Source organism: Aquimarina sp. MMG016 (assembly GCF_018100805.1).
Classification (GTDB): Bacteria; Bacteroidota; Bacteroidia; order Flavobacteriales; family Flavobacteriaceae; genus Aquimarina.
In genome coordinates this window covers 683,307-707,440 of record NZ_JAGJEA010000001.1, presented here as the reverse complement: position 1 = coordinate 707,440, position 24,134 = coordinate 683,307, and the positions used below count along the sequence as shown (strand labels likewise).

At 33.3% G+C, this 24,134-nt stretch carries 20 protein-coding genes; 14 read left to right on the top strand and 6 right to left on the bottom strand.

What is annotated here, in order from left to right; genetic code table 11:
* Positions 1 to 2 precede the first annotated feature (2 nt).
* Together feoB and J8M14_RS03030 are read left to right on the top strand one after the other, a co-directional pair.
* Positions 3 to 2,099: a ferrous iron transport protein B gene (feoB, locus tag J8M14_RS03035; RefSeq protein ID WP_211072930.1), complete on the top strand. Its 2,097-nt coding sequence runs from the start codon at positions 3 to 5 to the stop codon at positions 2,097 to 2,099.
* Between the two features lie 30 nt (positions 2,100 to 2,129).
* Positions 2,130 to 2,282 (top strand): hypothetical protein, encoded by a 153-nt coding sequence (locus J8M14_RS03030; protein ID WP_211072929.1) that lies wholly within the window; start codon positions 2,130 to 2,132, stop codon positions 2,280 to 2,282.
* Between the two features lie 218 nt (positions 2,283 to 2,500).
* On the opposite strand, the gene J8M14_RS03025 is transcribed toward J8M14_RS03030, so the two are convergent.
* Positions 2,501 to 3,421, bottom strand: coding sequence for a DMT family transporter (locus tag J8M14_RS03025; protein WP_211072928.1), 921 nt, complete (start codon positions 3,419 to 3,421; stop codon positions 2,501 to 2,503).
* A gap of 47 nt (positions 3,422 to 3,468) precedes the next feature.
* Positions 3,469 to 3,885, bottom strand: a complete 417-nt coding sequence (locus tag J8M14_RS03020) for a hypothetical protein (RefSeq protein ID WP_211072927.1) — start codon at positions 3,883 to 3,885, stop codon at positions 3,469 to 3,471.
* 88 nt (positions 3,886 to 3,973) lie between these two features.
* Here J8M14_RS03020 and crtD point away from each other — a divergent pair, with 88 nt between their 5' ends.
* Genes crtD through J8M14_RS03005 form a run of 3 tightly spaced genes read left to right on the top strand, consistent with a single transcriptional unit; the run spans position 3,974 to position 7,235 of the window.
* Entirely contained in the window at positions 3,974 to 5,455 is a 1,482-nt protein-coding gene (gene crtD, locus J8M14_RS03015; protein ID WP_211072925.1) for a 1-hydroxycarotenoid 3,4-desaturase CrtD, read from the top strand.
* Entirely contained in the window at positions 5,452 to 6,078 is a 627-nt protein-coding gene (locus J8M14_RS03010) for a carotenoid biosynthesis protein (protein WP_211072923.1), read from the top strand. Before crtD ends, J8M14_RS03010 begins: the two co-directional genes overlap by 4 nt.
* Positions 6,078 to 7,235, top strand: a complete 1,158-nt coding sequence (locus tag J8M14_RS03005; RefSeq protein ID WP_211072921.1) for a lycopene cyclase family protein — start codon at positions 6,078 to 6,080, stop codon at positions 7,233 to 7,235. The genes J8M14_RS03010 and J8M14_RS03005 overlap by 1 nt, the downstream gene beginning before the upstream one ends.
* 78 nt (positions 7,236 to 7,313) lie before the next feature.
* Here J8M14_RS03005 and J8M14_RS03000 read toward each other — a convergent pair whose 3' ends face one another.
* Complete coding sequence (locus J8M14_RS03000; protein ID WP_211072919.1) at positions 7,314 to 8,048, bottom strand: TerB family tellurite resistance protein; 735 nt, start codon at positions 8,046 to 8,048, stop codon at positions 7,314 to 7,316.
* Positions 8,049 to 8,258: 210 nt separating this feature from the next.
* Between J8M14_RS03000 and J8M14_RS02995 the strand changes: the two genes are divergently transcribed.
* From J8M14_RS02995 to J8M14_RS02980, 4 genes are all read left to right on the top strand, one after another.
* Complete coding sequence (locus J8M14_RS02995) at positions 8,259 to 8,669, top strand: BrxA/BrxB family bacilliredoxin (RefSeq protein ID WP_211072917.1); 411 nt, start codon at positions 8,259 to 8,261, stop codon at positions 8,667 to 8,669.
* A gap of 125 nt (positions 8,670 to 8,794) precedes the next feature.
* Positions 8,795 to 9,565, top strand: a complete 771-nt coding sequence (locus tag J8M14_RS02990; RefSeq protein ID WP_247672531.1) for a lysophospholipid acyltransferase family protein — start codon at positions 8,795 to 8,797, stop codon at positions 9,563 to 9,565.
* 13 nt (positions 9,566 to 9,578) lie between these two features.
* Positions 9,579 to 10,580 carry an acyl-ACP desaturase gene (locus J8M14_RS02985; RefSeq protein ID WP_211072915.1) on the top strand — a complete coding sequence of 334 codons (1,002 nt, stop codon included), beginning with the start codon at positions 9,579 to 9,581 and terminating at the stop codon, positions 10,578 to 10,580.
* 12 nt (positions 10,581 to 10,592) lie between these two features.
* Positions 10,593 to 11,246, top strand: coding sequence for an HD domain-containing protein (locus tag J8M14_RS02980; protein WP_211072913.1), 654 nt, complete (start codon positions 10,593 to 10,595; stop codon positions 11,244 to 11,246).
* Between the two features lie 277 nt (positions 11,247 to 11,523).
* On the opposite strand, the gene J8M14_RS02975 is transcribed toward J8M14_RS02980, so the two are convergent.
* From J8M14_RS02975 to J8M14_RS02965, 3 genes are all read right to left on the bottom strand, one after another.
* Positions 11,524 to 11,904 (bottom strand): hypothetical protein, encoded by a 381-nt coding sequence (locus J8M14_RS02975; protein ID WP_211072911.1) that lies wholly within the window; start codon positions 11,902 to 11,904, stop codon positions 11,524 to 11,526.
* A 212-nt stretch (positions 11,905 to 12,116) separates the two neighbouring features.
* On the bottom strand, positions 12,117 to 13,877 hold the full coding sequence (locus J8M14_RS02970; protein WP_211072909.1) for an AraC family transcriptional regulator: 1,761 nt from the start codon (positions 13,875 to 13,877) through the stop codon (positions 12,117 to 12,119).
* Between the two features lie 46 nt (positions 13,878 to 13,923).
* Entirely contained in the window at positions 13,924 to 14,997 is a 1,074-nt protein-coding gene (locus J8M14_RS02965; protein WP_211072906.1) for a PA0069 family radical SAM protein, read from the bottom strand.
* 115 nt (positions 14,998 to 15,112) lie between these two features.
* Here J8M14_RS02965 and J8M14_RS02960 point away from each other — a divergent pair, with 115 nt between their 5' ends.
* The 5 genes from J8M14_RS02960 to J8M14_RS02940 all read left to right on the top strand — a co-directional run bounded on the left by J8M14_RS02960 (position 15,113) and on the right by J8M14_RS02940 (position 24,126).
* Positions 15,113 to 16,135: a TIR domain-containing protein gene (locus J8M14_RS02960; protein ID WP_211072904.1), complete on the top strand. Its 1,023-nt coding sequence runs from the start codon at positions 15,113 to 15,115 to the stop codon at positions 16,133 to 16,135.
* Positions 16,136 to 16,138: 3 nt separating this feature from the next.
* Positions 16,139 to 17,209, top strand: coding sequence for an isoaspartyl peptidase/L-asparaginase (locus J8M14_RS02955; protein ID WP_211072902.1), 1,071 nt, complete (start codon positions 16,139 to 16,141; stop codon positions 17,207 to 17,209).
* Between the two features lie 96 nt (positions 17,210 to 17,305).
* Positions 17,306 to 22,843, top strand: a complete 5,538-nt coding sequence (locus J8M14_RS02950; RefSeq protein ID WP_211072900.1) for an MG2 domain-containing protein — start codon at positions 17,306 to 17,308, stop codon at positions 22,841 to 22,843.
* An 85-nt stretch (positions 22,844 to 22,928) separates the two neighbouring features.
* Positions 22,929 to 23,222, top strand: coding sequence for an antibiotic biosynthesis monooxygenase (locus tag J8M14_RS02945; RefSeq protein ID WP_211072898.1), 294 nt, complete (start codon positions 22,929 to 22,931; stop codon positions 23,220 to 23,222).
* Positions 23,223 to 23,238: 16 nt separating this feature from the next.
* The gene (locus tag J8M14_RS02940; RefSeq protein WP_211072896.1) at positions 23,239 to 24,126 is read left to right on the top strand and encodes a M28 family peptidase; all 888 of its coding nucleotides are present in this window, start codon (positions 23,239 to 23,241) and stop codon (positions 24,124 to 24,126) included.
* Positions 24,127 to 24,134 lie beyond the last annotated feature (8 nt).

Below are 24,134 nucleotides of genomic sequence, written 5' to 3'. Positions count from 1 at the left end.
ATATGGCTAAGCAAATTAAAGTTTCCCTTATCGGAAATCCAAATACTGGTAAAACATCTGTTTTTAATTTGCTTACGGGCCTTAATCAACAGGTTGGTAATTATCCTGGAATTACAGTTGAAAAAAAAGAAGGAATATGTAAGCTTTCCAGAGGTGTAAAAGCACATATTCTTGATCTTCCCGGAACATATAGTCTTAATGCTACTTCGCTTGATGAAAATGTAGTTATAGAGCTTTTGTTAAATAAAAAAGATAAGGATTTCCCGGATGTTGCTGTAGTAGTTAGTGATGTGGAAAACCTGAAAAGAAACCTTCTTCTTTTTACACAAATTAAAGATCTTGAGATTCCAACAATCTTAGTGATCAATATGGCGGATCGCATGAATCGAAAAGGCATTTCACTTAATATTCCATTATTAGAAGAAGAATTACACACTAAAATAGCATTGATTAGTGCCAGAAAAAATCAGGGGATTGATGATTTGAAGAAGCTGATAGAGTCCTATGGTTCATTACCCAAAACACCTTGTGCAAATGCGTTGTCCTTTGCACCTGAATATTTTGAAAGGTTACAAAAAGCATTTCCTAATCAGTCTTTGTATAAACTCTGGATGGTGATCACACAAGATGTGAACTTCAGAAAATTTGATAAACAAGATATTGATGTGACTCCGGATTTTAAGATTAAATCCGAAAGTGAGCTGAAGCGTCTTCAACAAAAAGAGACCATCAAAAGATATCAGTTTATCAATACTGTGCTGAAGAAGGGGTTGATGATTGATGAAAAAGCAGCTACTGGTATACGAGCTAGATTAGATAGAGTACTCACGCACAAATTCTGGGGATATTTTATATTCTTTGCTATACTATTGTTGATTTTTCAGGCAATTTATGATTGGTCTTCCTATCCTATGGATTGGATTGATGAAACCTTTGCATCGCTTAGTGAAATTACAAAATCAGCTTTACCACCTGGACCTTTTGTAGATTTGATTACAGAAGGAATTATTCCTGGGTTAGGAGGAATTGTTATTTTCATTCCACAGATCGCATTTTTATTTCTTTTTATATCAATCCTGGAAGAAAGTGGTTATATGAGTCGTGTAGTGTTTTTGATGGACCGAGTGATGCGAAAATTTGGTCTGAGTGGTAAAAGTGTGGTTCCATTAGTGTCTGGAACAGCTTGTGCAATACCAGCCGTAATGGCGACTAGAAATATTGAAAACTGGAAAGAACGTTTGATCACAATACTCGTAGTCCCATTTACTACATGTTCAGCGAGATTACCTGTATATCTTATCATTATTTCGTTGGTGATCCCGGATGAAAAAGTAGGCTGGATATTCAGTTATCAAAGTTTAACCTTGATGTTGTTATATTTTCTTGGGTTTGCTACTGCCGTTGGATCAGCCTGGATATTGAATAAAGTGCTTAAAATTAAAAGCAAATCATACTTTGTGATTGAAATGCCGGGTTATAAAGTTCCTATGTTTAAAAATGTTGTGATTAATGTAATCGAAAAAACTAAGGCTTTTGTTTTTGGTGCGGGAAAAATTATTTTAGCAATTTCGATTATTCTTTGGGTGTTGGCAAGTTTTGGTCCAAATGAAAACTTTGATAACGCTGAAGAGATTGTGACTTCTGCTAATACAAATCTTTCACAAGAAGAATTAGATCAAAAAATTGCATCATATAAACTAGAGTACTCTTTTATTGGGTACACTGGTAAAGCTATAGAGCCTATTGTGGCTCCTTTAGGGTATGATTGGAAAGTAGGGATTGGTATTATCAGTTCATTTGCCGCTAGAGAAGTTTTTGTAGGTACTTTGGCAACTATTTATAGTGTGGGAAGTGATGAAGAGGAAACGATTAAAAATAGAATGGCTGCCGAGATAAACCCTGTCACAGGAGGTCCTTTATTCAATTTGGCTAGTGGAATTTCTTTATTGCTGTTTTATGCATTTGCCATGCAATGTATGAGTACATTAGCTATCGTAAAACGAGAAACCAATGGTTGGAAATGGCCAATGGTTCAGTTATTTTCTATGAGTATAATAGCATATAGTGTAGCACTAATTGTATATCAGATTTTGAAATAAGTTTTAGTATCTTTATACGACAGAACTATTATGAATATTCTAATTCAAAACATATTGGTAATTGTAGTTGCATTAGCAGCAATTGGTTTTTTAGTAAAGAAGTTTTTTTGGAAACCTGCTTTATCTTCTTCTAAAAAGAAATCCTCAAAATCTTGTGGTAGTAATGATTGTGGATGTCACTAATCATTATAATCATAGCATATTATTTTGATTATAAAGTTGATAAAAAGCAATTCATTCAGGATTTGTTAGGAGGATTATCGTTCTGCTTATTATTAGTGCTGATATTTGTTTTTATGAAGTTTGTTTTAAATTTAGGATTCCTTTATACGATTTTTATGGTTGGAGGAGTAATTTTCCCTATTTCTTTGTTAGTAAAACAAGTTTTTAGAAAAGGTTGATCATTTATTAAACCAACTCAATTTTTTATTGCTACTAATCAAATACACTCCTATAAAAATTAGCACACAACATAATAGTTTGGGTATGGTGATATCTCCTTGGTATTGACTGTCTACAACCAAATATGATACTACAGCAACTAGAATCATAGCAACAGCAGGTTGTATGTATATATAGCTTCCTGAAACTGTAGGTTTAACATACTGTAGTGCAAACATGTTCAGTAGATAAGCTAAAAAAGTAGGTCCAACAATAACATAAAAAAGAGCAGTCCAATTAGGAAATGCAAAACCAGCAAAATCAGTAGTAACTAATTGCTTTATTCCGAAAGGAAACATAAAAATAAAACCAAAAAGAAAAACCCAACAGATTACAGTAATTGGTTTATACTTTTGCATTAAAGGTTTTACTAAAACTAAATAAAAAGCATAAGATAATGCATTAATAAAGACAAACACATTTCCTAACAATGATCCGGATCCTAATCCCGAATTACCAAGATAAATTAGTAATACTGCTCCCAATGCACCTAGAGTTACTCCCAGAATACGTTGAGTAGTCAATGGTTCTTTTAGTATAAAATAACTAATGATTACGGTAAAAATCGGAATGGCAGTAACGATAATAGAAGCGTCCACAGGAGAGGTAAGGCTTAACCCATTCATAGAAAACATTTGATTCATGCATACACCTAGTAAACCACATAATACTAAAAGCTTTAAATCTTTTTTATCTACTTTTTCTTTGATAAAATATTTAAGAATAAAAAATAGAATCCCAGCACCGCCAATACGAAGAAAAACTAATGCAGAAGCTTCGATTTTGTTAGGCATTAGTCCTTTGGCAATAAGATAGTTCGCTCCATAGATAATATTAACACTTAGTAATGCTACATGAGCTTTTGCCTTGTTAGAAATCATTCTGCAAATGAAGTAAATACAAATAGGTTGGTAATGATTACTAACATTTATTTAACGACTAGCTCAAGATAATAATTTTCAGGTGCGATTTTTTCTTTGTCTTTAGGATAAGGACTTACCGTATATCCATAAATAGTCTTTTTGTCTATGGTAAAAACCTCTTCCATACGCTTTGGATTAATGCCTTTTACTCCAAAAACGAGTTCTTTTTCTTCTTTTAGCGTATCGTTTTCATATATACCGATAATCAATTTTGCCTGCCCCGCCCATATACAATTAACACCAGATGGACATCTGGAATCTTCAGTTACACGAAGAAATTTTATGCTTGTGGAATTAAAATCCAAAGTTTGGCCCAATTTAAGCTTAGTGATGATTTTTGGTGCTTCAACTTTAGTTGAATCCTGAGCATTTATAGTGTTTAAAGATAGAATACAGAAAATTATGCAAATGATGTGTTTCATGTCTACTATTGGGATTATCGTTAAAGATATAAAAATCAATTTTCAAAATAGATCAAAATAGATCAGTTCGTTATATTTATGGTCAGCTATGCAAAAGAAAAAAGTAATTATTATTGGGGCAGGTATCGCAGGGTTGGCATCGGCGATACGATTACAAAACCTTGGGTTTGAAGTTGAAGTATATGAGGCAAACTCCTATCCGGGAGGTAAGCTAACTGAAATTCATAAAAATGGCTATCGATTTGATTGTGGCCCTTCATTATTTACCATGCCACAATTTGTAGAAGAGCTGTTTGAGGTATCTGGTAAAAAGATTTCGGAATATTTTGAGTATATAAAAAAAGATATTGTTTGTAATTATTTTTATGAAGATGGCACACGGTTTACTGCTTTTGCTGATCAGGAAAAGTTTGCAGAGACTGCCTCAAATATTTTCGAAGTTGAAGCTTCTCAAATTTCAAGATATTTTAAGAAAAGTAAACAAAAATATGATCTCACATCTTCATTGTTTTTAGAAAAGTCACTACACAAATTATCTACGTATTTTTCTAAAGATACCGTAAAGGCAATTACCAGGATTAATCATCTTGATGTTAATACAACATTACATGCAGTCAATAAAAAACAGTTTAAAGATAAACGGCTAATTCAGTTTTTTGACAGATTTGCAACATACAATGGTTCTTCTCCTTATCTAACGCCCGGGATTATGTCTATGATTCCACATCTGGAACAATATTATGGAACATTTTTTCCAAAAGGAGGAATGTATAGTATTACTAAAGGCTTATATCAGTTGGCGCTCGATATTGGAGTGACATTTTGTTTTGGAAATAAGGTGGATAAAATTTTGATTGAAAATGGCAAAGCCATAGGTGTGTTGTCACGAAGTATTACGATTGAAGCCGATATTGTAATTTCTAATATGGATGTAGTTCCGACATATCGGAAATTACTTATTGATCAAAAAGCTCCCGAAAAGACTATGAAACAACCTAGGTCGAGTTCTGCATTGATATTTTATTGGGGAATTAAGCATAGTTTTCCCGAATTGGATTTACATAATATTTTCTTTTCTGAAGATTATCGCAAGGAGTTCGAGTATATTTTTAGTAAAAAACAAGTTATACATGACCCAACAATCTATGTAAATATAACTTCTAAAAATGAATCTAACGATGCTCCTGATCATTGTGAAAATTGGTTCGTTATGATTAATGTGCCAGGCAATGAAGGGCAGGATTGGGATAAGATCATTGAAATATCGAAGAAAAACATCCTTAAAAAGCTTTCTAGAATTCTAAAAAAAGATATCGAGCCATTAATTGAAGTCGAGGAAATTCTAGACCCTAGAAAAATAGAGAGTAATACACAGTCTTATCAGGGTTCATTATATGGATCATCAAGTAATAACAAATATGCAGCTTTTTTGAGGCATCCTAATTTTTCGCAAAAGATTAGAGACCTATATTTCTGTGGTGGAAGTGTACATCCAGGTGGCGGAATTCCATTATGTTTGTTATCAGGAAAAATAGTATCAGAATTGATTCAGAATGAATATAGCTTATGAATTGGGATAAAAGATTAATTACTTCGGTTATTATTATCTGGTTATTCAATATATCAGGGATTATAGGAGTATTTTTAGGGTATGAAGATTGGTTTATGAGTTTAACTCCATTGAATCTTTTAATATATATAACTTTAATATTTTGGAACAATCGTCTTGATAAAAGGTTATTAACTGCTTTAACAATACCATTTTTTATAGGAATGATTACTGAAGCACTTGGAGTAAACTACGGATTGATTTTTGGAAACTATGAATATGGAGAGAATCTAGGGTGGAAGATTTTTGGAGTACCCTTAATAATTGGAGTAAACTGGGCTATTTTAGTATACTGTGCTTCTGTAATTGCCCAAAAAATATATTCTAATTTATTTATAACGTCATTAATTGGTGCTATATTAATGGTTTCTTTAGATCTTATTATAGAAGTTTCAGCGCCAAGATTTGATTTTTGGGAATTTGATAGGGGAGTAGTGCCGTTGCAAAATTATATAGGTTGGTTTTGTACTGCTTTTGTTGCGAATGTATTATTCCAGAAAGTAATCAAAACTGTTCATTATGGCATTGCAATTCATGTTTTTATAGTCATATTCGTCTTTTTTACCACTTTTTTGTTTATCTGATGCAAAAATACGATTATATCATTTCGGGAACAGGAGCTTCAGGATTAATGCTGGCATATCACTTGGTGTTAGATCCTTTTTTTGATAACAAACAAATTCTCCTTATTGATAAAGATGTAAAAAATCAAAACGACAGAACTTGGTGTTTTTGGGAAAAAGTTAATGCTTTTGATAATTATCAAAACTGGGATAACATCGTAAGTAAAAAATGGGATACTATTTTTTTTGGAAGCAAAGATTTTTCAAAACAAATTTCAATTTCACCCTATGAATATAAGTTAATCAGGAGTAAAAGGTTTTATGAGTTTGTATTAAAAAACATTATTAGCAAGTCTAATATTACAATCGTTCAGGAGAATATATTGAATTTAAAGGATGAAGGAGATATTGTTCAGGTGGAAACTGACAAAGCTTTTCATTTGGGTGATAAGGTGTTTAATAGTGTGCCGTTATCTTCGTCATATAAAAATCAACAGCAATACCCCGTTCTAAGTCAACATTTTGTTGGATGGTTTGTGAAAACTAACACTCCTTCTTTTGATCCTGAAACAGCCATTTTTATGGATTTTACAGTTGCTCAAAAGGGTAATACTCGATTTATGTACGTTTTGCCGCTTTCAGAGACCGAAGCGTTGTTTGAGTATACTTTGTTTTCGGAGACCTTATTATCTAAAAAGGAATATGAAGATGAAATTGAGAGGTATCTGGAAGAAAAGGGAGTTTCTGAATATAAGATAACTGAAAAAGAACAAGGCTCTATCCCAATGACCTGTTATGAATTCAGGAAAGAAAACTCTAAAAATATTCTGCATATTGGTACAGTTGGTGGTTGGACAAAACCTAGCACAGGGTATACTTTTCAGAATTCATCTAAGAAAGTTATGGAACTTGTCCAGTTTTTAAAGATGAATAATGATCTAACCAAATTCAAAAAAAGAACGAAGTTCTGGTATTATGATTTGTTATTTTTAGATCTTTTATATACAGAAAATCAGCACGGAGCTGAGCTATTTTCGAGATTATTCCGAAAGAATAAAATAACAACTATTTTAAAATTTTTAGATGAAGAAACCACTTTTTTAGAAGACCTTAAAATTATGTGGTCAATGCCAACTGGTAAGTTTTTAAGGATGATTTGGAAGAGGTTTTTTAAATAAACTGTATAACACAGATTTTTATTTATTCTAAAAAAAACTTACCACTAAAAGCGAAGCGCCCTCACCACTCACCACTAATCAGCTAATCCCTCTTTCTTTTTTAATCTGATCATAGGCTTTTTGTACTTCACGAAATTTTTCCTCAGCACCTTTTTTATAGACTTCATCCATATGCTGTAGCTTGTCCGGATGATATTTTTTTGCCATAGTTCTAAAGGCTTTTTTTACTTCGGTATCGGTAGCAGTTTTTTCGATTTCCAGAATTTTATAAGCGTGGTCTCCAGTTTTAAAGAACATTGCTTTTATACTCTCAAAATCCCTAAAATTAATTCTTAAGAAACCAGCTATTTTCTGAATTTCATTAGCTTCAGCCGTACTTACACTACCATCGGCATTAGCAATTCCGAATAAAAAGTGAAGAATCTGTAACCTGGAAGGATATCTGGTGTGTTGGTTTATGAACATACAAATTCGTTGTGCAGAAACTTCACGACTTTTTATAATTTCATTAAAGGTTCTAAAAGTGGCATTCGCTCGCTCTTTTCCATAAGCGCTCACAAAATACTGTCGAACATAATCCAATTCTGTTTGGTTGACACGACCATCTGCTTTAATAACAATAGAAGACAGAGAAAGTAGATTCAGTTCAAAATCCTTTGGAGTTACTTTGGGTTGCTCAGAAAAAACTTGTTTAAATCCACCACTGGTTTTTATATTAGTACTATCGAGAAGACTACCCAATATAAAACCTAGAATAGCTCCTGGGAATCTGAAAAATATACCTCCTAATATGGCGGCAAACCATTTGATCATGTCATAGCAATTTTTGGGTTGTAAAGATAACTGTATTTATTCAAAAGAAAATTTAGTTACATCATATTAGACACAAGTGCTTTAAAATTGTTACGAATGCTTCAATTTTTAACGTCAGTTTTAACTTCGTTTCATTGCTACTCCACTGTTATCCTATTGATATTTCGTATCTTTGCATGAAAATTTTAAAACAAAAAATAGTTAAGAAATATGTATCCAGCAGATTTAGTAAAACCAATGCGCGAAGATCTTACCAATATTGGGTTCGATGAATTACAAACAGCTGAAGCAGTAGAAACGGCAATAGCAAAACAAGGAACCACCTTGGTTGTTGTAAATTCGGTTTGTGGTTGTGCTGCCGCTAATGCGCGTCCAGGAGCAAAAGCTTCATTACAAAATGATAAAAAACCAGATAATCTAGTTACTGTTTTTGCAGGAGTTGATCGTGAAGCAACTGATAAAGCAAGAGGGTATATGATTCCATTTCCTCCATCTTCGCCATCAATGGCATTGTTTAAGGATGGAGAATTAGTTCATATGTTAGAACGTCATCATATAGAAGGTAGGCCAGCAGAAATGATTGCTGAAAATCTTAAAGATGCTTATAACGAGCATTGTTAAAAAACTACAGTATTTGTATGCGAAACTGAATTAAAAACCGTTTGCTATAGCAGGCGGTTTTTTATTTTAATAAAACTATTGGTTTCCTTGAAATAATGTAAGACCTTGCAGTACTGTAACACAAGTTGAATTTTAGTAATTGTAAAGAGAACATGGGGGCAATAGAAAAGATGCTTTCGTATCCGCTTTCAGTATTTTTTTATTTATTTTTTGGATTAACACTGTTGATTTTTCATCCGTTACAGTGGTTAGGGAAAAATTTAGGTGGAAGTAAAACACATAGAGGAGTTGTAAATATAATGAACTTATGTTTATTAAGATGTTTACATATCTTGGGAGCTAGGATTAGTTATAAAAATAAACACCAACTCCCTAAAGATCATCCTTTGATAATTGTATCGAATCATCAAAGTATGTTTGATATTCCTTTGATATCTTGGTATTTGCGTAAGCATAAGCCGAAGTTTATTTCCAAAATTGAATTAGGGAAAGGAATACCAAGTATATCTTTTAATTTAAGGCATGGAGGACATGTTTTAATAGATAGAAAAAATGCGAAGCAATCAATTCCTGCATTATCCAAATTCGGGAAATTTGTTAGTGAGCATAATTTTTCAGGAGTTATTTTTCCTGAAGGAACCAGAAGTAGAGATGGGAAACCAAAAGAATTTGCTACTACAGGATTAAAGATTTTATTTAAAAATGCTCCAAAAGCATTAGTAGTTCCAGTAACGATTAATAATAGTTGGAAACTATTAAAGTTTGGCAATTTTCCTCTGGGAATTGGAATGCATTTAACTTTAGAAATACAAGAACCTCTGTCAATTGATAGCATGGAAACAAATGATCTTTTAGAAACAATTGAAAAGAGAGTGTTAGAAAAAATAAGAACTTAACACACATATTATAATGGCTTTAGACAATATTAGATTAGAAGTAATGCAATTACTGGAAAAGAAAATCGATACTTTTATTGATAAATTTTTAATTCCAGTAGATAAAGTATGGCAGCCCACAGATTTTTTACCGAATTCTCAGAATGAAGACACCTTTTTTGATGAAGTAAAAGAATTAAGAGAATTAGCAAAAGAACTACCATATGATTTTTGGGTAGTTTTAGTTGGGGATACAATTACAGAAGAAGCATTACCGACCTATGAATCGTGGTTAATGGATGTAGAAGGTGTCAATCAACATGAAGACGGTAAGGATAATGGTTGGGCTCGTTGGGTTCGATACTGGACTAGCGAAGAAAATCGTCATGGTGATACACTAAACAAGTATTTATATTTATCCGGAAGGGTAAATATGATTGAAGTAGAAAGAACCACACAACATTTAATCAATGATGGGTTCGATATTGGAACTGATAGAGATCCATACAAGAATTTTGTGTACACAAGCTTTCAAGAATTAGCTACTAATATTTCGCATAGTAGGGTAGCTAAATTAGCGCGAGAATATTCTAATAAATCATTAGCCAAAATGTGCAAGATTATTGCAGGTGATGAAATGAGACACTACAATGCTTATAGCGAATTCGTAAAGAATATTTTCGAGGTAGACCCTAGCCAGATGATGATTGCATTTAGTGATATGATGAAACACAAAATAGTAATGCCAGCTCATTTTCTTAGAGAATCTGGTAATGCTATCGGAACTGCTTTCGAAGAATTTTCTTATGCGGCACAGCGTTTAGGAGTGTATACTTCTCAGGATTATATTGATATCATGCAACGTTTGATAGATAAATGGGAAATTGATAAATTAATAGATCTTACAGACGAAGCTGAGAAAGCTCGTGATTTTGTAATGAAGTTGCCGGCTAGAATGCAACGCATAAGTGAAAGATTAGTTGTGCCAGAAGAAATTTTCGAGTTTAAATGGGTACAACCAGCACTGGTAAAATAATTGCCCCCAGGTATGACTGAAGATCAGATTATATCTAAAACCATTGATTTTGTAAAAGAAACTCTAAATGGAGCCGAAGGTGGTCATGATTGGTTTCATACAGAACGAGTCTATAAGAATGCAAAATTGATCGCTAGAGATGAATCTGTAGATCAGTTTATAGTTGCATTGGGCGCCTTGCTACACGATATTGCTGATTCCAAATTTCATAACGGGGATGAAACTATTGGTCCTAAAGTGGCTAAGGAGTTTTTAGAAGAGCTGCCTGTAAAAGAAAGTGTGATCCATCACGTGATAAATATTATAGAGAATATTTCTTTCAAAGGTGGAAACGAAGCTCAAAAATTCAAATCTCCGGAATTAGATGTAATACAAGATGCGGATCGATTGGATGCTATTGGAGCTATTGGTATTGCTAGGTGTTTTAATTATGGAGGATTTAAGAACAGAGCTTTATATGATCCTGAAATTAAACCTGATCTAAATATGAGCAAGGCTGCTTACAAGAAATCTACCGCTCCCACTATAAATCATTTCTACGAAAAACTCTTGCTTCTAAAAGATAGAATGAATACTCTTTCAGGCAGGAAGCTAGCCGAAGAAAGACATTCCTTTATGGAAGAATTTTTAGCACAATTTTATAGAGAGTGGGAAGGTAGGCCTTGATAAAACGCCTACCCGTAGATATTTTTACACTCATTTTTATGGTTTTAAAAGTTTAATTAGTTCTACACTTGATTATTTCCATAATATTTGGATGTAAATCTAGTTAGAGAGCCGAAAATAAAATTGTTGTAGGTTTCATAAAATAACTGTTCATTTTTTGATTAGATAAAAGGTTCGATTTTTGATTGATGATGATTTTTTATATGAATATAGTAATGGCAAGTTCTATTACTGTTACTATTATATCTAGTAAAATCTTGGATAATGCTATCATAATTTAATTGTTTACGATTCCGTTGTTTATAGTTATTAATTTAGTTGAATTTCGGTTTACAAATTCTAAGGTGAATCGGTCTATGTCTTCATATCCTTTTACCTTATTAAGAAGCAATTCATTTATTCGGTCAGCCTCCTTTTTTAAATTGGCATATTTGCAATTTTTTAATTCGTATTCTACTGTTTCTGTTGATATTCCTTTCTCAGAAATTTCTAATCCTTTCACATATAGGAACTGATTAATTTGATCACATTCACAATTAGATTTAAGAACTTTTAATATAGCACTTGATTTGTCTTCTACTTTATTAAAGGTAAATATTGCATAGACTAATAAACCAGCCAGGATACCTAAAACGAATAAACCAATTTGTTTTCTCATTGTTAATGTCTTTAGTAATCTTTTTGTTTCACTGATTACTTGATCAAATTACCTTTAAAAAAATAGTAAATACAAGAAAGAGAACCCTGTTTTAAAGAATATGGGTTGTGTTTTGTTAATTTAAATATCTAAAAAACAGTATTTTATGATTTTTTATGAAAAAATTTCAACAAAAATAGTGGAGAACCCTATTTTTATAAATTTAGGGTGATTTACGTTTTATTATGCTTTGATTTTAGCCTTTTTATATAAAAAGAAGGAAGTAAACCGGTATGAATTTTAAAGTATTTAGAGAAAGAATCAGCACTTTTGTATCCTACTTCTTCTGCAATGGATTTTACAGAAAATGATCTGAATTTAGAATCGTTTTTTAGTCTTATAATAGCATAGTTGATTCTCAAATCATTAATGTAGGTATTGAAGTTTTTTCCAAAATGTGCATTGATAACCTTAGATAAATATGAAGTATTAGTATTTATTTTTTTGGCTACATTATATAGATTACATTCTTTTTTCAGATAATATTCTTTGGATTCTAAAGATGTAAGCCCATCTAGAATCTGCTCATATACCTCGTCATTGATGTCGATTTCGTTATTATGAGAATCTAGTTTTTTATCCTTAGTGTCAATAATAGAATTGCTAGTTGATATTTCAGGATCATCTGAGTTTTTATCAGTATTCTCATGAGTTTCAATTTTAGAAAGTAACTCATTGAATTTCTGTTTGTTTTTCCTTTTGGCTTTTTGAAAGAAAAACAGAATCATTATAAGGCCTGACCCAAAAACTGCTAAACCAATTTGTGAATAAGTAAGTGAATTCTTTTGCTTTCTTTTTTGATTCTCTAGTGTTTCAATTTCGTTTTTAAAATTCTTAAAAGTAGCATCGCGTACTTTTCTTGAAGCATTAGATTTTTTGGAATTAAGTTTACTAAGGCTTAGAATATGTTTTTCATAATATTCATTAGATTTCTCTAAGTTGCCTATTTTTTTATAGGATTGCCCTAGAAGTTTATAGCACCTGCTTAATTCGTCAGAATTAAAATATTCTTTATTTAATATTTTTAAGGACTCTAATAAAATTGTGATACTGATCTCATATTTTTTCTTCTCATAATGGCATTCTGCCATAAGATTTAGGATTTTACCCAGGAAAATAACATCGTTAGCTTGATTAGAAAGATTCTTTGCCTCTTCCAAAAACCGCAAAGCAATATCATAATCGTTTTTTTCCATAAACAGGATGCCTCGATGCATTAAAAGATCTATATGAGCATTGTCTACTTTTGCTAATTTTGTAATTGCCAACCCTTCGTCATTTGCCAAAAGTGCAGAGTCCAGGTATTGCATTTTGATATAGGCTTCACATATTCTGGCTTTTGTTATCATAAGATTACGTTTGGCTAGAAAAGGATCTTTTTTGGAGATTTCCGGTATTCGTGATACGCTAATTTTTAGGTCTTCTAATGCTTTTTTTGGATCTCCGGATCTTAACTTTACAAAACCCAAATTTGTATGTAATGCCCATAGGCCATAGAGATAATTTATATCTTTAGCTATTTCCAGAGCTTGATAATATGTCGTGGCAGCTTTATCATATTCTTCGATATCAAAGTAATGATTTCCTTTAAGCTTAATTAAATCAACCAGAACTTTTTGATCGTCTATGTTTTCTGTGCTTATTCCAATAGCATTATCCAAATATTCTATGGCGAGTAAATTATTACCTTTACTTAGATTGGCCATACTCAGGTATTCGAGCGCGTCAATCATGTTCTCATAGTCATTATTGGCAAAAGCAGTTTTGTAGAGGATGTTGCTTAGAGAGATAATTTTATCCACTTTGTTTTGATCCAATGCTTCCATTTCGGTTTTGATATCATCCGCATTTTTGTTTACCATGATATCTTCAACTTGAGCCGAAACGAGATAGGTTGAAAACAGAAAAAAGAATAAAATGTGCTGAAAATTCATTATGTTGCCAAGTACTCTTTATCGAGTAAAAATAGACAAAAAACATTCAAAACAATCGTAATTGGTCATCTTTATGGTATTGATGAAGGTGACAATTCAGTTTTACCTCATTTTCCATAGGAAAATGCTTCTTCCTGGCAATGTCGAATAATTGATGAATTTGATCTGCGATATTACCAGAGCCTGTCATTCTTCTTCCGTACTGACTGTCATTTAGATTACCATTATGACATTCCATAATCTGGTGAAGAATTTTATCTTTTCGATCTGGCAATGTATGTTCTAACCATTTGGTAAAAATCTTACCAATAGCTCCATTAAGCCTTACTATAGTATAACCAATACCAATAGCCCCTCGTTTAGAGATCTCTTTAGCTAGTGGTAGTATCTCATGACTATTGATTGAGGGAATAATCGGAGCCATCATCACACCTGTAGGAATTCCTGCAGAGGACAATTTTTCTAAAGTTTCTAGTCTTTTTTTGATGCTAGCCGTTCTTGGTTCGAGGATTCTCCTTGTTTCTTCTTGTAAAGAAGTGATCGAAAGATATACTTTGATCAAATTATCGTTAGAAAGTTCTGTGAGAATATCAAGATCTCTCTGTATTAAGGCATTTTTAGTAATAATTCCTACAGGGTGTTTGAGCTTTAAGAAAATCTGAAGCAGTTGTCTAGTAATTTTAAGTTTTTTCTCTATGGGCTGGTAGCAATCTGTATTGCCAGATAAAACAATAGGGTGTGTTTGCCAATTTTTATGTCGCAATTTTTTTTCTAAAAGTTCAGGGGCATTCTTTTTAACCAGAATTTTACTTTCAAAATCAATTCCTGCACCGTACCCCCAATATTCGTGAGAATTTCTGGCATAACAATATATACAGCCATGTTCACAACCTTGATAAGGATTTAATGAATAGGTCATTCCTATATCCGGACTGGTCACTTTATTAACAATAGTTTTAGGAAAGGTTTCTATATACGATGTCTTATAATCGTGTGCATTTTCCCCTTCTTTTTCACAATAGTTCAGAAAGTCATTTCTGGTCTCATAATGATTTTGAAAAAATCTATTATGTTCCTTTCCCTGAGCCCCTCTGCCTTTTATGTGTTTTTTTGATTTCAAAAAGTAGTTTTTTTACGGTTTAAAAGTAAAACTTTTGTTGGAAATATTCCAACAAAAAATGGAATATTTCCAAATAAAGAAAGTAATTTTGTAATAAGGAATAATTAAGAGAAAAATGAAGTCGGTTTTAGGTCAAAAAAGAAAGAGGTCAGGAATGAGGAATAACAGTTATGAATATGATGTTGCGCTATCATTTGCTGGTGAAAACAGGGAATATGTAGAGGAGGTAGCAAATATTCTTAAAACAAAAGGAATTTCTGTGTTCTATGATTTGTTTGAGGAAGCAAATCTATGGGGTAAAAATTTATATGAGTATTTGTCAGATATATATCAAAATAGGGCTAGATATACGGTGCTTTTTATATCTAGTTTTTATAACCATAAACTATGGACTAACCATGAGAGAGTTTCGATGCAAGCCCGAGCGTTTCAGGAGAGTCGTGAGTACATTTTACCGGCAAGGTTTGATGACACAGAGATTCCTGGAATTCTTAAAACAGTGGGGTACATCAGTCTGAAAAACAAAACACCAGAAGAATTAGCCGTTTTGATCGAAAAGAAACTTCGAAAAGATCAAAAGTTTTTCAGGAAAAGATGGTCGAAACTCTCTACTATGGTTAGCTCCAAGCCTTTTATTTTTACGATAAAAATAGTTAATGAAAAAGGTAAAATTGTAAAAAATGCAAAAGTGGTTTTGGTAGCTGACAATTCTACGTACTTAGAAGGTTTTTCTGATGAAAAAGGGTTAGCACATTTTGTAATCAGAACCCGTAAGCTATATCGAGTGTTAATTGCACATCCAAATTATCCGGCAGTACTCTTTAAAAACATCAACCCACGAGAAGATATTGAAGTTACTATCGAAAAAAATGAAGGCTTTGGCTCTGTAATCATAAATAAATCTGGACATATTCCTGGAATTTCAGGTAAGATTGAACCTACCGTAAAATCCCCAGAAGTTTTTGGGCTACTTGCAGACAATATTGCTATTGAAGGAGGGGAAACACAACCATATGATTTTGAGTTAAATAAATCTATATCGTTAGAGGATAATGCAGGAAATGTAATACATTTAACATTCAGATTCTTCCAAGGAAGAATCGCTTTAGTAGATTATTGTAAACACAAATCATCTTAAAACATGCAAAAAGCAATCATTTTTTTATCACTAATATTATTTATAGGGTGTAAAGAAAAGTCAAAAGAAGGTATTGAAGTAGCAGCAATAGAAACTTCGTCAGAAAAGGTTAAGAATCCATCAGAATCTTTTGGAATCGTAATTCATGGTGGAGCAGGGACTATTTTAAAAGAAAATATGACTCCAGAAAAAGAAACTGCTTACAAAAAGAAGCTGGAGGAAGCTATAAAAATAGGTCACACTATTCTTAAAAATGGAGGAACAAGTCTGGAAGCTGTGGAGAAAACAATAAATGTCCTGGAAGATTCGCCATTATTTAATGCTGGAAAAGGTGCGGTATTTACCAACGCTGGGACGAATGAACTAGATGCATCAATTATGGATGGAAGTAATCTCAATGCTGGAGCAGTTGCTGGGGTGAAAACGGTTAAAAATCCAATAAATCTAGCAAAAGAAGTGATGGTCAATTCACCACATGTGATGTTATCCGGAGCAGGAGCAGAGCAATTTGCTACCGAAAGAGGATTAGAAATTGTTGATCCAAAATATTTCTATACTGAAAACCGAATGAAAGCTTTAGAAAAAGTGAAAAAGAAACCAGATCATCCTGATGCCAAAAGTGCTACTTCGTTTTATGACCCTATAATCAAGGATTCGAAATTTGGAACTGTTGGTTGTGCAGCTTTGGATAAATACGGTAATATTGCTGCAGGAACATCTACAGGAGGAATGACAAACAAAAAGTGGAACCGTATTGGAGATTCTCCTATTATTGGATCAGGAACTTATGCTAATAATGCGACCTGTGGAGTTTCGAGTACAGGATGGGGGGAGTATTTTATTAGAGGACAGGTGGCTTATGATATTTCTGCTATGATGGAATATAAAGGAATTTCTCTACAGAACGCTGCCAAAGAAGTAATCCAAAACAAATTGACCAAACTTGGAGGAACAGGAGGTATAATAGCTATAGATCATAAAGGTAATGTGGCGATGGAGTTTAATACAGCAGGAATGTATCGTGCAACCATGAATGCCGATGGAGAACTTACGATTGGGATTTATAAAGAATAGCTATAAATTCATGAATTAATTAGAAGCCCTCTATTTAGAGGGTTTTTTTATGATAAAATATCTTACATTTATAAAGTCAACTAAATCATATCTTTTATGCGATTATCCAGAATTCTTTATCCGTTACTTTTTGTAACACTCATTTTATCATGTAAGAAAAAAGATGCTAAAGCTATAGCAGAAGCTAATGCTTCAGAACTTAATAAGTATCAGGAGTATATCTCTGATGTATCCTCAGGAGTAATTTCTGTGCATGATAATGTATTTGTAGTATTACAGAGTCCTGTAGCAGGTTGGGATGATAATCAGCAGTTATCAAAAAATATATTAACGGTTTCACCGAGAGTAAAAGGTAAAGTTATCGCTATAAATAATCGTACCATTTCTTTTCAACCCGAAGAAGGGTTTGATCAGGATTCTGATTACACCTTTAATCTTAATCTCGAAGATTTAGTAAAAGACCTTAAAGATGATCTGGATGAGGAATTTGTTTTTAGTGTAAAAACCTTAAAACAACGATTTGCAGTCATTACAGACAATATGCAATCGTATACCAAAGATTGGCAGTATATCGATGGAACGATCAGTGCAAATGATCAAATGAAATTCGAAATAGCTAAACAATTGATTACAGCTAGCCAAAAAGGTAAAGAGTTATCAATTGATTTTAGTGAGTCCCCAGATAAAAGTCGACAATTTAGTTTTAGAATAGATAGTGTTCAACGATTCGAAGATGATTCTGAAGTAGAAATTAAATGGTCAGGTAAAAAATTTGATATTGATACCGAGAATTCGGCTACTTTATTCATTCCTGGGAAAAACAATTTCTCAGTAATTAGTGTCTCAGTTGCTAATGTGGATAAACAATATGTGGAAATTAATTTTTCGGATCCATTAAAGAAAAATCAGAACTTTAATGGACTAGTGACTATACCCGGAGCAACAAACTTAAAATATACTGCTTCAGGTAATGTTTTGAAGGTTTATCCTAAAAAAGAACTCAAAGGAACATTAGAGGTAACCGTTTTTGAAGGAATCCGAAGTACGGATAATTATAAATTAAAGAATACCTACACAGAAAATGTGTCTTTTCAGCAACCAAAGCCGGAAATTCGATTTTTACAAAGCGGTGTAATTCTGCCAACTTCGGATAATCTAAAATTTAATTTCGAAACTGTAAATCTGCGCGCTGTCGAAGTTCAGATCCTAAAAGTATATGAAAATAATGTACTTCAGTTTTTACAGAACAATAATCTGAATGGTAATAATAATCTTAGAAGTGTCGCTCGGCCGATTGCTAAGAAGCTAATCAATCTACAAGAAAATTCTGCTTTGAACTTAAGTAAATGGAATGCTTTCGCTATTGATCTTAAAGAGCTCATTACGCCAGATCCCGGAGCTATCTATAGAGTAGAACTAAAATACAGAAAAGCATATTCTTTATATAAATGTGAGGGTCAAGCAGCTGATGATACCTCGATTGAAGAATTAGTAGATAATTATGATGAGGAAGCCCCGGAATCTAGTTTTTGGGATAGTTCTCAGTATTACTATGATGATGATTACTACTATGATTATGATTGGAATGAAAGAGATAATCCTTGTCATAATTCATATTTCAGAAATAAAAAAATAAGTGCAAATGTACTCGCATCTAATTTAGGTGTGGTTGTAAAAAAAGGGCTTAACCATTCTTATATGGTCGCAGTTAATGATATCGTGACGACCAGTCCTATTCCTAATGCCAAAGTAACCTTCTATAATTTTCAGCAACAAGAAATGGGTGTGAGTACTACGGATGCTGAGGGGATGACAGGTTTTGATGGTGATCGCCCTGCATATTTTGCTATTGTAGAATCCGGAAAACAACAAAGTTATGTAAAATTAAATGACGGTAATGCTTTATCAGTAAGCAAATTTGATGTTTCGGGAGTACGATTACAAAAAGGAATCAAAGGATATCTATATGGCGAACGGGGAGTTTGGCGTCCTGGAGACACCTTGTTTTTATCTTTTATGCTAAACGATAATGCAAATAAACTACCAAAAGGACATCCGGTTAAATTCGAATTAAAAGATCCTTATGGTAAAGTAGTTCATCAGGAAACCAAAAATGAAGGAATTAATAATTTCTATAAGTTCATTGTCAATACTTCTGATGAGGCACCGACCGGAAATTGGCAAGCCAAGGTTAATGTAGGAGGAGCAAGTTTTACTAAAACTCTGAAAATAGAAACCATAAAACCAAATCGTCTTAAGATTAAAACTACTTTTAACGATGAGGTTTTAGGAATCAATAATAATGTAAAGGGAAATCTGGAAGTGTTGTGGCTACACGGTGCGGTTGCCAAAAATCTTCAGGCTGATATTAATGTAAGATTCACACCAATGAAAACCAGTTTCAAAACTTTTCCTGGATATGCTTTTGATGATCCCTCCAGAAAGTTCGGAACTGAGGAAAAAGAGGTGTTTAATGGTAAAATTTCTTCAGAAGGAAAAGCTAGTTTTAATTTAAAACCCACTTTAGATAAACAAGCAGCCGGAATGCTCAAGGCTTCTTTTATTACCAAAGTATATGAAAATGGAGGGGATTTCAGTACCGATGTGATTTCTAAAGATTTTTCTCCATATGACACTTATATTGGACTAAATGTTCCAAAAGGTGATAAAGCGCGTGGGATGCTGCTTACTGATACTAAACACAACTTCGAAGTAGTATCTGTTGATGAAAAAGGAAACCCAAAATCAGTTAAAGGTTTAGAAGTATATGTATACAAGGTAAAGTGGAGATGGTGGTGGGATACCTCAGAAGATAATTTGTCTTCCTATAACCGAAGTTCTTATAGAGAACAAGTTTTTAAAACTAAAGTCAATACCAATAATGCTGGAAAAGCTGATTTTAATTTTGAATTAAAATATCCGGATTGGGGAAGGTATCTGGTTCGTGTTGTGGATCCAAATGGAGGACATGCGACTGGAAAAACAATGTACATTGATTGGCCTGGCTGGGCAGGAAGATCCAGAAAAGGAGATCCATCAGCCGCGACAATGTTATTATTTTCTACAGATAAGAAAACTTATAATGTTGGAGAAAAGGCTACGGTAACTTTTCCATCTAGTGAAGGAGGGAGAGCCCTGGTAACAGTAGAGAATGGAACAGAAGTGTTATATTCTGAATGGGTAATTCCTCAAAAGAATGAAACTAAGTTCGAGCTACAAATTGATGAACTCTATACGCCTAATGTATATATTCATATTACACTATTACAACCCCATGCATCTACTGCAAATGATTTACCAATTCGACTGTATGGAGTTATACCGATTTCAGTGGAAGATCCGAATACGAAAGTACAACCTAAGCTAACCATGCCCGATGTACTGAGACCAGAAAAAACTATAACACTAAAAGTGGGTGAAAATAATGGCAAAGCAATGACCTATTCGATAGCAATCGTCGATGAAGGCTTGTTGGATCTTACTAGATTCAAAACTCCAAATCCGTGGAATAGTTTCTATGCACGCGAAGCTCTGGGAGTAAAAACCTGGGATATATATGATGATGTAATTGGCGCCTATGGCGGAAGTATTAATCAAGTGTTTGCGATAGGTGGAGATGCTGAAGCTGGAGGAAGTAAATCCAAAAAAGCCAACCGTTTTAAGCCTATGGTAGTATACGAAGGGCCTTTTGAATTGAAGCAAGGTGAAACACGAGCACATCAGATTAAAATACCCAAATACATCGGATCTGTTCGTACAATGATTGTAGCATCTGATGCAGCCAAAGCTGCTTATGGCAGTACCGACAAGACAACTCCAGTTCGTAAACCATTGATGGTATTGACTTCGATTCCTCGAAAGATTACTCCAGGCGAAAAAGTTACGATTCCGGTAACTGTTTTTGCTATGGAAAACAAAGTGAAAAATGTCAATGTCACTTTAAAGCCTAATAAAGGATTTACCGTTGTTGGAGATGCAACTCAAAAACTTTCTTTTACGCAACCCGATGAAAAGATGGTATATTTTGACATAGAAGTCATTGAAGGAGCTTCTATTACAGATATTGAAGTGGTAGCTAGCGGAAATGGTGAAAAAGCATCTTACAGTATCCCAATAGATATTGTGAATCCAAATCCTATGACAACAGAAGTTAGTTCGATTGTTTTAGAACCAAATAGTCAACAGGAAATAGATTTTGCAGCCTTTGGAGTAGATGGAAGCAATAGTGCAACTATAGAGTTTTCATCATTGCCACCAATGAATTTTGAGGGGAGATTAAAATATTTGATAAGATATCCACATGGTTGTGTAGAGCAAACTACTTCAGGAGCTTTTCCACAGTTGTACTTAGGTGAAATATTTGATTTGTCTTCAGAAAAACAAAAGAAGATTCAATATAATATGGAAGCTGCTATCAATAGATTAAAACGTTTTATCCAGCCTAGCGGGGGGATGTCCTATTGGCCAGGATACAGTAATCCAAATGATTGGGGTACAACATATGCGGGGCATTATTTACTAGAAGCTAATAAAATGGGGTATGTACTTCCAATTGGTTTTAAAAGTAATTGGATTAGTTATCAGCAACAGCAAGCCAAACGTTGGAGAAGCGGGAATAATGATCTTGCTCAGGCTTATAGATTATATACCTTGGCATTGGCAGGTAGTCCGGATATGGCTTCAATGAATCGTCTGAGAGAAACTTCTGATTTGTCAAATAATGCTAAACTAAGATTGGCTGCAGCCTATGGATTAGCTGGGCAACAGAATGCGGCAAATAAACTATTGAATCTCGCTAATATCGATTTTCAACCTTCGATTAGAAAATATTATTATACCTATGGATCAACTACGCGTAACAAAGCCATGGCATTAGAAACATTGGTGTTGCTTGATCAAAAAGTAAAAGCACAAAAACTTGCTGAAAGCCTAGCCAAAGAACTTTCATCTAAGAGATGGTATAGCACCCAGACTACTTCATATGCATTGATGGCCATGGCAAAATATGCTAAATATGTAGGAGGAAAAGGAATTAATGTCAATTATACCCTAAACGGAAAATCCAATACCGCTAATACCAATAAAACGTTATCAACATCTGGAGAGTTGGCTATCCTAAAAGGTAACAAACTGGTGTTGAAGAATAATAAAGATAATACCATTTTTGTGCAATTGGCTACTAGTGGAATTCTTCCGGTAGGTGAGGAAAAGGTCATTCAGAGTAATTTCAAAGCAATTATTGATTATAAAACAAGGGATGGGAAAATTTTGAATGTAGCTCAGTTAACTCAAGGAATGGATTTTGTTGCAGAGGTGACCATCACTAATACTACAAATGATAAGGTTAAGGATATTGCATTAACCGAGATTTTTCCATCTGGATGGGAGGTAGTAAATACACGATTTACAGATTTTGGATCATTTAAAGCAAACAAAGTTACGTATACTGATATTCGTGATGATAGAGTGAATTTTTACTTTGACTTAAAAAGTAAGGAAAGCAAAACTGTTACGCTTTTACTAAATGCTTCTTATTTAGGGAAATATTACTTGCCGGGAATCCAATGTGAAGCTATGTATGATAACGAATATGTGGTGAGAACACAAGGAAAATGGATTGAGGTGGTGAATTAGATATAATAGTTGGCAGAGAATAATGATGATTTTGTGATTTCAGCGTAGCTGTAATCCAGAATAAGAAAATATTTTAGAAAAAATAATGATATTAGAACAAGCAGTTTTACAAATAAAACCAGATCAGTCAGAAGTTTTTGAAGAAACTTTTAAAGAAGCACAAAAGATAATCTCTTCTATGAGTGGCTATATTAAACACGATATCCTAAAGTGTGTTGAAGAAGATGATAAATACTTACTTTTAGTTGAATGGGAAACTATTGAGGACCACGAAGTAGGATTTAGGCAATCTCGGGAATACCAAGAGTGGAAAAAATTATTACACCACTTTTATGATCCGTTTCCAACCGTGCATCACTATAAGTCAATTTTGGTTTGATCCCAGCACTTAATATATGAACAAGGCAATACTAACGTTACTGTTTTTTAGCAGTAATATTATAAATGTTTTCTGTCAAAACACTTTGATCGAAGAACAAAAAGAAATAGTATCTATACTTACTGGCGAAACTAAATATCAAGGCAATACCTTAGAGAGTAGATATACTGAAGAAGAGAGAAAAATAGTAAGAACTTATCTTAACGAAAAGATTAAAAACCTTTCTCTAGAGGTCAAAGAACATTCTTATACATTTAAGAATCCTTATCCAGATAGGCAACCTGAGTCTTTTAATGGGGAAAATACATATACGATTATTCCTTCTACAACAAATAGCAATGAGTTCATAATTTTAGGAGCACATTTTGACTCTGTACAAAATTGTCCTGGAGCAAACGATAATGCTACTGGTGTAGCTATGGCATATAGTATTGCTAAAAAAATTAATGAAGTAAGCAAAAGAGATAAAAGTATCATATTAGTATTCTTTGATCAAGAAGAATGGGGTCTTATCGGTAGTCGAGCATTTGCAGAATATATCAAAAAAGAGGGATTTAATATACATTCAGTGCATACGATAGATCAAATGGGGTGGGATGAAGATAACGATAAAGCAATAGAATTAGAATTACCAACAAGAGAACTTGAGAAAATTTATACTACCCAGGCAGAGAAATTTAATATTCCCATTTATGTTACCGAGGTGAATTCTACAGATCATCAAGCTTTTAGGGAGGTTGGATTTAAAGCTATTGGTATTACAGAGGAGTATGAGCATAATGATACCACACCGTTTTATCATTCACATAAAGATACATATGAAACTATAAATTTTGAATATTTAGCTTCATCTACAGAATTAGTATATAACGTGCTGAAAAGTATTGTTAATACTAAGAATTAGAATGGGTA